This is a genomic window from Lentzea sp. (genome assembly GCF_035525475.1).
In the GTDB taxonomy this organism is placed as follows: domain Bacteria; phylum Actinomycetota; class Actinomycetes; order Mycobacteriales; family Pseudonocardiaceae; genus Lentzea.
Genome location: NZ_DATLEC010000199.1, coordinates 1 through 13104 on the forward strand (window position 1 = coordinate 1; position 13104 = coordinate 13104).

Below are 13104 nucleotides of genomic sequence, written 5' to 3' on the forward strand. Positions count from 1 at the left end.
GACCATCTTGATCACACCGGCGACACCGGCCGCGGCCTGGGCGTGCCCGATGTTGGACTTCACCGAGCCCAGCCACAACGGCTTCTCGCGGTCCTGGCCGTAGGTGGCGAGCACCGCCTGTGCCTCGATCGGGTCGCCGAGGCTCGTGCCGGTGCCGTGCGCCTCGACCGCGTCCACATCGGACGGTTCCAGTCCGGCGTTCGCCAGCGCCTGCCGGATCACCCGCTGCTGCGAAGGACCGTTCGGCGCGGTCAGGCCGTTGGACGCGCCGTCCTGGTTCACCGCGCTGCCCCGCACGACCGCGAGCACCTCGTGCCCGTTGCGCTGGGCGTCCGACAACCGTTCCAGCAGCAGGACGCCGACGCCCTCGGCCGCGCCCATGCCGTCGGCCGCGGCGGAGAAGGCCTTGCAGCGACCGTCCTTCGCCAGGCCACCCGCGCGGCTGAACTCGACGAAGAAGCCGGGGCTGGACATGACGGTCGCGCCACCGGCGAGCGCCAGCGAGCACTCGCCGTTGCGCAGCGCGGTGGTGGCGAGGTGCAGGGCGACGAGCGACGACGAGCAGGCGGTGTCGACGGTGACCGCCGGCCCCTCCAGCCCGAAGACGTAGGACACCCGGCCCGACGCGACGCTGCCGGCGTTGCCGGTCAGCACGTGTCCTTCCTGCTCCCCCGCGACGCCGTTCAGCGACACGGTGTAGTCCTGCCCGCTGAGGCCGGTGAACACGCCGGTCTGGCTGCCGCGCAACGTCTCCGGCACGATCCCGGCGCGTTCGACGGCCTCCCAGGACGTCTCCAGCAGCAACCGCTGCTGCGGGTCCATCGCCACGGCCTCGCGAGGCGAGATGCCGAAGAAGCCCGCGTCGAAGTCGCCCGCGTCGTACATGAACGCGCCCTCACGCGTGTAGGTGCGTCCGCTGGTGGCGGCCGGGTCGTAGATCTCGTCGGTGTTCCAGCCGCGGTCCACCGGGAAGCCGCCGACCGCGTCCCCGCCCTCGGCCAGCAACGCCCACAGGTCCTCCGGCGAGCGGACCCCGCCGGGATAGCGGCACGCCATGCCCACGATCGCGATCGGCTCGTCGGTCGGCGCGCCCGCGCGGACGATCTCCCGCGGCCGCTCCTCGTCGCCGACGAGGTCCGTCCGCAGCCGGGCGGCCAGCGCCACCGGCGTCGGGTGGTCGAACACGAGGGTGGCGGGCAGCCGGAGCCCGGTCGCGCCGGCCAGCCGGTTGCGCAGCTCGACCGCGGTCAACGAGTCGACGCCGAGCTCCTTGAACGGTTTGGTGACGTCGAGCTCGTCCGGGCTGCCGTGCCCGAGGACGGTGGCCGCGTGCATCCGGACCAGCTGCACGAGGGTCTTGTCCTGGTCGGTGCGGGACAACGCCCGCAGCCGGTCGGTCAGTCCCGCGCGGTCGGCCGTGACACCGGCGGCCGTGGTCCGCCGGCGGGTGGTCCTGACCAGGCCGCGCAGCAACGGCGGTACATCCGCCTTGCCCCGCAGGCCCTTGAGGTCCAGCTGGGCCGCGACCACCGCGGGCACCGGCAGGGCGATGGCCGCGTCGAGCAGCGCCAGACCGTCCTGTGTGGACAGCGGGCGCATGCCGCCGGTGGTCATCCGCTGGACCTGGGAGTCGTCGAGGTGCGCGGTCAGACCGCTGCGCTCCTCCCAGAACCCCCAGGCGACCGAGGTCGCCGGCAGGCCCAGCGAGTGCCGGTGCCGTGCCAGGCCGTCGAGGAAGACGTTGGCGGCGGCGTAGTTCGCCTGTCCAGGGCTGCCGACCGTTCCGGCGGCCGACGAGAACAGCACGAACGCCGCCAGGTCCTGCCCCGCGGTCAGCTCGTGCAGGTGCATCGCCGCGGTCGCCTTGGGCCGCCACACCTTCTCGATCCGCTCCGGCGACAACGCCGTGACCACGCCGTCGTCGAGCACACCGGCCGCGTGCACCACGGCCGTGATCCGGCGGCCCTCCAACACCTCGGCCAGGGCGGTCCTGTCCGCGACGTCGCAGGCCACGACCTCGGCACCCAACTCGGCTTCGAGCTCCGGCGCCGACCCGGATCGGCTCAGCAGCAACAGGTTCCGGGCACCGCGTGCGGCGAGGTGCCGTGCGACCAGGCCGCCCAGCGTGCCGGTGCCGCCGGTGATCACCACGGTCCCATCCGGGTCCAGCTCCTGCGGCACGGTCAGGACGACCTTGCCGACGTGCCTGGCCTGGCTGACGAACCGCAACGCCTCACGGGCGTGCCGCACGTCCCACGCCCGGATCGGCAGCAGGGACAGCACGCCCTGCTCGAACAGGGCCACGATCTTGCGCAGCATCTCCTGGATCCGCCGCGGTCCCGCCTCACCCAGGTCGAACGCCCGGTAGTGCACGCCGGGGTGTCGCGCCGCAACGGCTTCAGGGTCGCGGATGTCCGTCTTGCCCATCTCGATGAACCGGCCGCCCTCGCCCAGCAACCCGAGCGAGGCGTCCACGTACTCACCGGCCAGGCTGTCCAGCACCACGTCCACCTGGCCGAACCGCTCCGCGAACTCCAGCGACCGCGACGACGCGATCCGGTCGTCCGCCAGGCCCATACCGCGCAGGGAGTCCCACTTCGCGGGACTCGCCGTGCCGTACACCTCGGCGCCCCACGCCCGTGCCAGCTGCACCGCGGCCATGCCCACACCACCGGCCGCCGCGTGCACCAGCACCGACTCGCCCGCCTGCAGGTCGGCGAGGTCGCGCAGCCCGTACCAGGCGGTCAGGAACACCGTCGGCACGGACGCCGCCTCGGCGAAGGTCCAGCCGAGCGGGATCGGGACCACCAGCCGGTGGTCGGCGACGGCCCTGGACGCGAACGCACCGGCGAACAGGCCCATCACGCGGTCGCCCACGGCCAGGCCCTCGACGCCGGAGCCGACCTCGGCCACGACACCGGCGGCCTCGTTGCCGACGAACGTGCCGTTGCCGGGATACATGCCGACCGACAGGAGGGCGTCGCGGAAGTTCACGCCCGCGGCGCGGACCGCCACGCGGATCTGCCCATGTGCCAACGGTTCCTCGTCGACCGGTCGCGCGTCGACACCTTGCACGCTCTCGCCGTCGGCCACCACCTGCCAGGTGGTCTCCGGCAGCGTCAGCGCCTCGGGGAAGGACCGGGTCAGGCGAGGCACCTGGACCCGGCGTCCGCGCACCAGCGCGGCCGTTTCGCCGAGACCCAGCAGGCCCGGCAGGACTCCCGCGTCGGCGTCGTGCCCGAGGTCGGCGACGACGACTCGTCCCGGGAACTCAGCCTGGACCGAACGGACAAGTCCCCAGACGCCAGCAAGATCAAGAGCCACCCCATGGTCCCGCTCCTCCACCGCACCTCGGGTCACCACGACCACCTGCGCCTGACCGTCCATCAACCTGCCGAGCACGTCCGCGAGCCACGTCACGACCACGAGGCCGCGTTCGGCGGTGGCGTCACCGGGGGCGCACGACACGACGACGCACGCGACCCGGTCGTCGACGTCCTCGACGGACTCGACCCGCCGGACGCCGTCCAGCCCGTCGCCGAGCACCACCCAGTCGGCGGGGACGGCGGCAGAGTCGACGTCGACCGGCACCCACTCCAGCCCGAGCAGGGCGTCGGACCGCGGCGCGGAGTCGAACTGCTCCAGCGCGACCGGCCGCAGCGCGAGCGACCCGACGACCGCGACCGGCGCTCCGGCGCCGTCGAACAACTCCAGCGACACGCCGTCGTCGACCGCGCGGAGCCTGGCCCGCAGCACGGAGGCCCCGGCCGCGAACACCCGGACGTCGTTCCACGCGAACGGGAGCTGGGCCCGTTCGGGATCTCCGATCAGCTCACCGGGGCCGAGCGCGTGCAGCACGGCGTCGAGCAGCGCGGGGTGCAGGGTGAAGCGGCCGGGATCGGTCTCCTCGGGCAGGGCGACCTCGGCGAAAACCTCGCCGTCACGCCGCCAGACCGCCCGCAGGCCCTGGAACGACGGCCCGTACTCGAACCCGCCGGCCGCGAACCGTTCGTACAGTCCCTCCACACCGACGGTTTCCGCTCCCGCGGGTGGCCACTCCAACGCCTCGCCGGTGAAGCCGGCGCCTCCCTCGGACACCACGCCTTCCGCGTGCTGGACCCACTCGTCGTCGTTCAGCGAGTAGATGCCGACGCTGCGACGGCCCGACTCGTCCGGAGCGCCCACCACGACCTGGACCTGCACCGCGCCACCCGCGGGCACGACCAGCGGCCGGTGCAGCATCAGCTCCTCGACGGTGTCGCACCCGGCCTCGTCACCGGCCCGCACGGCCAGTTCCACGAACGCGGTTCCCGGCAGCAGCACGGTTCCGGACACGGCGTGGTCGGCGATCCACGCGGGCGACGTCGCCGTCCACCGTCCGGAAAGGACGACGCCGCCGCCGTCCGCCAGCGACACCACCGAGTCCAGCAGCGGATGTCCCGCGCCACCGGACGACGAGGTGGCGCCGTCGAGCCAGTACCGCCGCCGGTCGAACGCATAGGTCGGCAGCTCCACCCGACGGCCCTGGTCCAGCACCGGCCAGGTCACGTCCACGCCGTGCGTGAACGCCTCCCCCAGCGACAGCAGGAACCGGTCGAGGCCGCCGTCCTCCTTGCGGACCGACCCGACGGCCGCGACGTCGGCCGCCTCGATCAGCGAGGCCGTCAGCAGGGGGTGCGGGCTGACCTCGACGAACACCGAGGCCCCGTCCGCCACCGCGGCGAGCGCGGCCTGCTGGAACAGCACGGGCTGGCGCAGGCTGCGGTACCAGTACTCCGCGTCCAGCTCCGCCGTGTCGAGGAGACCCCCGGCCATCGTCGAGTAGAACGGCACGTCGCACGAGCGCGGCCGGACGTCGGCCAGCACCGCCAGCAGGTCGTCGCGGATCTCCTCCACCTGCGGGGAGTGCGACGCGAAGTCGACTCCCGGCAGCCGCCACCGCAGCACGCCCGCCTTGGCGAGGCTCTTCTCGAACTCGAGCAGGGCTTTCGGCTCCCCGGCGACGACCGTGGTCGCGGGTGCGTTGACCGCGGCGACGGAGAGCGTCTCGCCCCACGGTGCGATGCGCTCGGTCACGTCCGCGACCGGGAGCGACACCGACAGCATCGCGCCCTTGCCCGAGACCTGCCGCAGCAGCCCGCTGCGCAGTGCGACGACCTTGGCGGCGTCCGGGAGCGAGAGCGCTCCCGCCACGCAGGCCGCGGCGATCTCGCCCTGGGAGTGCCCGATGACACCGCTCGGCGTGACACCGCTGGCCTGCCACAGCGCCGCCAGCGACACCATCACGGCGAACAGCACGGGCTGGACCACGTCGACCCTGCCGAGGTCGGGAGCGCCCTCCACGCCGTTCAGCACGTCGCGGACCCTCCAGCCCAGCAACGGTTCCAGCGCGAGGTCGCACTCGGCCAGGCGCTCGCGGAACACCGGCGACGACTCCGCCAGCTCGAGCGCCATCCCCTGCCACTGCGACCCCTGACCGGGGAACACGAAGACGGGCGGCCGGGCGTGTTCGGTCGCGGTGTTCTCGACGACGTCCGCCGCCGAACCTCCCTCGGCGATCACGGACAGGCCTCGCAGCAGATCGTCGCCCGACGCGACGACCACCGCCCGGTGCGGGTGCGCGGACCTGGTGGTGGCCAACGAGAACGCGACGTCCAGCGGATCCAGATCGGATCCGGTCAGGTGGTCGGCGAGCACGGCGGCCTGCGCCCGCATCGCCCGTTCGCTGCGACCGGTCACGACCCACGGCACCAGGGCCGGTTCGCGCACGACCGGTGCCGCCGGGGCCTGGTCGGGCGCCTCTTCCAGGATCGTGTGGACGTTGGTGCCGCTGATGCCGAACGCGGAGACACCGGCTCGGCGCGGGTGTCCGTCGCGTTCCCAGGGCTGTGCCTCGGTCAGCAGCGACACCGCGCCGGCCGACCAGTCGATGTGCGGCGACGGCTCGTCGGCGTGCAGGGTCTTCGGCAGCACGCCGTTGCGCATCGCCATGACCACCTTGATCACGCCCGCGACACCGGCCGCCGACTGGGCGTGCCCGATGTTCGACTTCACCGAACCGAGCCACACCGGGGTGTCGCGGTCCTGGCCGTAGGTGGCGAGGACGGCCTGCGCCTCGATCGGGTCGCCCAGCTTCGTGCCCGTGCCGTGCGCCTCGACGACGTCCACATCGGACGGACGAAGACCGGCGTTCGACAACGCCTGCCGGATCACCCGCTGCTGCGAAGGACCGTTCGGCGCGGTCAGGCCGTTGGACGCGCCGTCCTGGTTCACGGCACTGCCCCGCACGATCGCAAGCACCTCGTGCCCGTTCCGCTGGGCGTCCGACAACCGTTCCAGCAGCAGGACACCGACGCCCTCGGCCGCGCCCATGCCGTCGGCCTCGGCCGAGAAGGCCTTGCAGCGACCGTCCTTCGCCAAGCCGCCCTGGCGGCTGAACTCGACGAAGAAGCCGGGGCTCGACATCACCGTCGCGCCACCGGCCAGCGCCAGCGAGCACTCGCCGTTGCGCAGGGCGTTCGCGGCGAGGTGCAGCGCCACCAGCGACGACGAGCACGCCGTGTCGACCGTGACGGCGGGGCCTTCGAGGCCGAACACGTAGGACACCCGGCCGGACGCCACGCTGCCCGCGTTGCCGGTGACGAGCTGTCCCTCGGTGCCGTCCGAGGTGTCGACGAGCGAACCCACGTAGTCCTGGCCGCTCAGGCCCGTGAACACACCGGTCTGGCTGCCGCGCAACGACTCCGGCACGATCCCGGCCCGTTCGAACACCTCCTGCGAGGTCTCCAGCAGCAGCCGCTGCTGCGGGTCCATCGCCAGCGCCTCGCGGGGCGAGATCCCGAAGAACCCCGCGTCGAACGCGCCGGCCTCGCGGACGAAACCGCCCTGCCGCACGTAGGTCTTGCCCGACCTCTCCGGATCGGGGTCGTAGAGCCCTTCGACGTCCCAGCCGCGGTCGTCGGGGAAGTCGCCGATGGCGTCCCGGCCCTCGGCCAGCAGCGCCCAGAGGTCCTCGGGCGAGCGGACACCACCGGGGAACCGGCAGGCCATGCCCACGATCGCGATCGGCTCGTCCGGCGTGCCCGTCCGCACGACCTCGCGCGGCCGGTCTTCCGACGCGCCGACGAGGTCGGCGCGCAGCCGGGCCGCCAGGTCGTGCGGCGTGGGGTGGTCGAACACGAGCGTCGCCGGCAACCGCAGGCCGGTGGCGGCGTTGAGCCGGTTGCGCAGCTCGACCGAGGTCAGCGAGTCGAAGCCGAGCTCCTTGAACGTCCTGGTCGCCGCCAGGTCGGCCGGGTTGTCGTACCCCAGCGCCGCGGCGGCGTTGGAGCGGACCAGGTCGAGCACCGCGCGGTCGCGGTCGGCCTCCGGCATGCGCGCGAGACGTTCTCCCAGCGTGCTGCCGGTGGCGCCCGCGGCCGTCCGGCGCACGCGTCCCCTGACCAGGCCGCGCAGCAGGGGCGGGACGTCCTTCATCGCCTTGGCGTCGATCTTCGCCGCGAGCACGGACGGAACCGCGCCGCCGATGGCCGCGTCGAGCAACGCCAGCCCGTCCTGAGCGGACAGGGGACGCATGCCGCCGGCCGTCATCCGCCTGAGCTGCGCGTCGTCCAGGTGCTCCGTCATGCCGCTGCGGTCTTCCCAGAAGCCCCAGGCGATCGACGTGCCGGCGAGGCCCTGTTCCTGACGCACCTGGGCCAGGCCGTCGAGGAAGACGTTGGCGGCGGCGTAGTTGCCCTGACCGGCGCTGCCGACCGTTCCGGCGGCGGACGAGAACAGCACGAACGCCGCCAGGTCCTGTCCCGCGGTGAGCTCGTGCAGGTTGACTGCCGCGTCCGCCTTGGGCCGCCAGACCCGTTCGATCTGTTCCGGCGTCAAGGAAGTGACCACACCGTCGTCGAGCACACCCGCCGCGTGCACGACGGCCGTGATCCGGCGGCCCTTCAGCACCTCGGCCAGAGCAGCCTTGTCCGCCGCGTCGCAGGCCACGACCTCGGCGCCCAGTTCGGCTTCGAGCTCCGGCGCGGATCCGGATCGGCTCAACAGCAGGAGTTTTCGCGCACCGCGTCCGGCGAGATGCCGGGCCACGTGAGCGCCGAGCGTGCCCGTGCCGCCGGTGATGACCACCGTGCCGTCCGGGTCGAGTTCGCGCGGCACGGTCAGCACGACCTTGCCCACGTGCCTGGCCTGGCTGACGAACCGCAACGCCTCACGAGCACGGCGCACGTCCCACGCCCGGACCGGCAGCAGCGACAGCGCGCCCTGCTCGAACAACGCCACGATCTCCCGCAGCATCTCCTGGATCCGGTCCGGCCCCGCCTCCGCGAGGTCGAACGCGCGATAGGTGACGCCGGGGTGTTGCGCGGCAACGACTCCTGGATCACGGACGTCGGTCTTGCCCATCTCGACGAACCGGCCGCCCTCGCCCAGCAACCCGAGCGAGGCGTCCACGAACTCGCCGGCCAGGCTGTCCAGCACGACGTCGACACGGCCGAACTGGTCAGCGAAGTCCAGCGTCCTGGACGAGGCGACGCCCGCCAGTCCGGTGAGAGCGCTCCACTTCGCGGGGCTCGCCGTGCCGTACACCTCGGCGCCCCACGCCCGCGCCAGCTGCACGGCCGCCATGCCCACGCCACCGGCGGCCGAGTGCACCAGCACCGACTCACCGGCCCGCAGGTCGGCGAGGTCCCGCAACGCGTACCAGGCCGTCAGGAACACCGTCGGCACCGAGGCCGCCTCGGCGAACGACCACCCGGCCGGAACCCGCGCCACCACGCGGTGGTCGGCGACGACCTCCGAGCCGAACGCACCGCGGAACAGGCCCATCACGCGGTCGCCCACCGCCAGGCCCTCGACACCGGAGCCGACCTCGACCACCACGCCGGCGCCCTCGTTGCCGATCACGGTGTCGCCGCCGGGGTACAGGCCCACGCACATCAGGGCGTCCCGGAAGTTCACGCCCGCGGCCCGGATCGCCACGCGGACCTGCCCGGCACCGAGCTCCGCGGTGTCGGCCGGTTCCACGTCGACGCCCTGGACGCTCTCGCCGTCCGCCACCACGCGCCACGGCGTGTCCTGCGGCAGCGCAAGCGTGTCCGGCATGGTCCGAGTCAGCCTCGGGACGAGCACCCGGCCGTCCCGCACGAGCGCGGAGGGTTCGTCCAGCGCCACCAGACCGGCGAGCAGATCGACGTCCACATCGGACTGGAGGTCGACCAGGGTGATCCGGTCCGGCAGCTCGGCCTGGGCCGACCGCACCAGGCCCCACACCCCGGCCAGGCCGAGATCCGGCCGGTCACCGACGGCGTCGCGGGTCACCACGACCACATGAGCGTCGGTGTCCGCGAGGCGGCTCAGCACGTCCGCCAGCCACGTCACCACGGCCCGGCCGCGGTCCGCGGTCGGCAAGGAGGAGTCGGCGACGCAGGGCACCACAACGCACTGAGCGTCTTCAGGAACCGTTTCCACCGAAGGAAGACCCGCGAACTCGCCCAGCGCGACCCAGCCGGAAGCAGCACCCGGCGTCACGTCGACCGCGACCCAGTCCATGCGCAGCAACGAGTCGCCGACGGAACTGCTCACCGGCGCGACCGGTCGCGACACGACCGAACGGACCGAGGCGACGGCGGCACCGGTGGCGTCGGCCAGGTCCAGGGACAGGCCGTCCTCGCCCGCCGGGCGCAGCCGCACGCGCAGCGCGGTGGCACCGTCGGCGTGCAGCGTGACGTCGTTCCAGACGAACGGCAGCATGGCCTCGCGGACCGCACCCTCGTCCCGTGCCGCCGCCGCGTGCAGAGCGGCGTCGAACAGCGCCGGGTGCAGCCCGAACCGTCCGGCGTCGGACTGGTGCTCCTCGGGGAGCGCGACCTCGGCGAAGATCTCGTCGCCGCGCCGCCACACCGCCTGGAGGCCGCGGAACGACGGCCCGTAGCCGTACCCCGCCTCGGCCAGCCGGTCGTAGAACCCGTCGATCCCCACCACGTCCGCCCCCGCGGGCGGCCACTCGGTGAGGTCGGTGGCCTCACCCGCCGCGCTCGTCAGGAAGCCCTCGGCGTGATGGCTCCACTCCTCGCCGTCCGCCGACGAGAAGACGCCCACGCTCCGGCGTCCCGACTCGTCCGCGCCGACCAGGACCTGCACCTGGACCGATGTCCCCGCGGACAGCGCCAGCGGCCGGTGCAGCGTCAGTTCCTCGACCGCGGGGCACCCGATCTCGTCACCGGCCCTGACCGCCATCTCGACGAAGGCCGTGCCGGGCACCAGGACCTGGCCCGCGACCGCGTGGTCGGCGAGCCACGCGGGCGAGGTCGGCGACAACCGTCCCGACAGAACCACGCCACCGCCGTCGGCCAGTGCCACCACCGAGCCCAGCAGGGGGTGGGCACCGCCGGTCGTGCCGCCCAGGCCCGAGTCCAGCCAGAACCGCCGCCGTTCGAAGGCGTACGTCGGCAGGTCCACCCGGCGGCCGTGCGACAGACCCGGCCACACCACGTCCACACCGTGCGCGAACGCCTCACCCAGTGACAGCACGAACCTGTCCAGTCCGCCGTCGTCGCGCCGGATCGACCCGAGCGCCACCACGTCGGCGGTCTCCTGCACCGACGACACCAGCACCGGGTGCGGGCTGACCTCGACGAACACCCGCAGGCCGTCCCCGACCGCGCCCAGCGTCGCCTGGTCGAACGCGACCGTGCGCCGCAGGTTCTCGTACCAGTACTCGGCCGTCAGCCCGGCGGTGTCGATCAGGCCGCCGGTCACCGTCGAGTAGAACGGCACCTCGCACGACCGGGGAACGATGCCGGACAGGGCTTCCAGCAGCTCCTCGCGGATCGACTCCACCTGCGCCGAGTGCGACGCGTAGTCCACCGCGATCCGGCGCGCCCGCACCTTCTCCCGCCGGCACCAGGCCAGCGCCGCGTCGAGTCCCGCGACGTCACCGGAGATGACCGTGGTGGAGGCGCCGTTGACCGCGGCGACCGAGACGCCGTCCCACTGCCCCAGCAGCTCGCGCACCCGTGCGGCGGGCAGGCCGACCGAGGCCATCCCGCCCAGCCCGGACAGGCTCACCAGCAACTTGCTGCGGGTCACGACCACGCGTGCCGCGTCCTCGAGCGTCAACGCCCCGGCCACGCACGCCGCCGCGATCTCACCCTGCGAGTGCCCGATCACGCCACCCGGCGTGACACCGCTGCCCTGCCACAACGCGCCCAGCGACACCATGACCGCGAACAGCACGGGCTGGACGACGTCGACCCGCACCATCTCGGGCGCACCGTCCACACCGGACAGCACGTCCAGGATCCGCCAGCCCAGCAACGGTTCCATCACCCGGTCGCACTCGGCCAGCCGCTCGCCGAACACCGGTGCGGCCTCGGCCAGCTCCACCGCCATGCCCGCCCACTGCGAACCCTGGCCGGGGAAGACGAAGACGGGTGAGGTGCTCGCCGTGGCACGACCGGTGACGACCTGGGCCGACGCACCGCCGTCCCGCATCGCCCGCAGCGCGCCGAGCAGCTCGTCACGACCGGACACCGCGGCGACGGCCCGTTCCGCGAAGGTCGACCGCCCGGTCGTCAGCGAGTGGGCGACGTCGACCGCGCGGAGATCGGGGTGCTCCTCCACGAACGACAGCAGACGGCCCGCGTGCGACCGCAGCGCGGACTCCGTCTTGGCGGAGAGCGCCACCGGTACCACCGACTCCGGCGCCTCGTCCGCGACCTCCCCGGCGTCGGGCGCCTCCTCCAGCACCACGTGCGCGTTGGTGCCGCTCATCCCGAACGACGACACGCCCGCCCGTCGCGGGTGGCCGTTGCGCTCCCAGGGCTGCGCCTCGGTCAGCAGCGACACCGCGCCCGCGGACCAGTCGACGTGAGGGGAGGGCGAGTCGATGTGCAGCGACTTCGGCAGCACGTTGTTCTGCAGCGCCAGCACCATCTTGATGACACCGGCGACACCGGCCGCCGCCTGCGCGTGCCCGATGTTCGACTTGACCGAGCCCAGCCACAACGGCGTCTCGCGGCCCTGGCCGTAGGTCGCCAGCACCGCCTGCGCCTCGATCGGGTCACCCAGCTTCGTGCCCGTGCCGTGCGCCTCGACGACGTCCACATCGGACGGACGAAGACCGGCGTTCGACAACGCCTGCCGGATCACCCGCTGCTGCGACGGGCCGCTCGGCGCGGTCAGGCCGTTGGACGCGCCGTCCTGGTTCACGGCGGTTCCCCGCACCACGGCGAGGATCTTGCGGCCGTTGCGACGGGCGTCCGACAGCCGTTCGAGCAGCAGGACACCGACGCCCTCGCCCGCGCCCATGCCGTCCGCCGCGGCCGAGAACGCCTTGCAGCGACCGTCCTTCGCCAGACCGCCCTGACGGCTGAACTCGACGAAGAAGCCGGGACTCGACATCACCGTCGCGCCACCGGCCAGCGCCAGCGAGCACTCCCCGCTGCGCAACGCCCCGACCGCGAGGTGCAACGCCACCAACGACGACGAGCACGCCGTGTCGACCGTGACGGCGGGACCTTCGAGGCCGAACACGTAGGACACGCGGCCGGACGCGACACTGCCCGCGCTGCCCGTGGCGACGTGGCCCTCCACGACGTCCGGGCTCGCCGAGCTGCCGTAGTCCTGGCCGCTCAGCCCCGCGAAGACACCGGTCTGGCTGCCGCGCAACGACTCCGGCACGATCCCGGCCCGTTCGAACACCTCCCACGACGCCTCCAGCAGCAACCGCTGCTGCGGGTCCATCGCCAGCGCCTCGCGCGGCGAGATCCCGAAGAACCCCGCGTCGAAGTCGCCGACGTCGCGCAGGAAGCCGCCGTGCCGGACGTAGCAGGTGCCCATCCGGTCCGGGTCGGGGTCGTAGAGCGCCTCGACGTCCCAGCCCCGGTCGAGCGGGAACGTCTCGATCGCGTCCGCCCCGCCGGCGAGCAGCCGCCACAGGTCGTCCGGGGACGAGACCCCACCGGGGAACCGGCAGGCCATGCCCACGACGGCGATCGGCTCGGTGGAGGCGGCCGCGAGACGGCCGGTCTCCTTCCGCAGCCGTTCGTTCTCCTTGAGCGAGGCCCGCAGTGCCTCGACGAGCTGGTCGGTAGACGTGCTCAA

1 protein-coding gene is annotated in these 13104 nt (G+C 73.2%); it reads right to left on the reverse strand.

Annotated elements, in window-relative coordinates:
• A partial coding sequence (locus tag VM306_RS31065; RefSeq protein ID WP_325521318.1) for an SDR family NAD(P)-dependent oxidoreductase occupies positions 1-13104 on the reverse strand: 13104 nt, incomplete at its 3' end.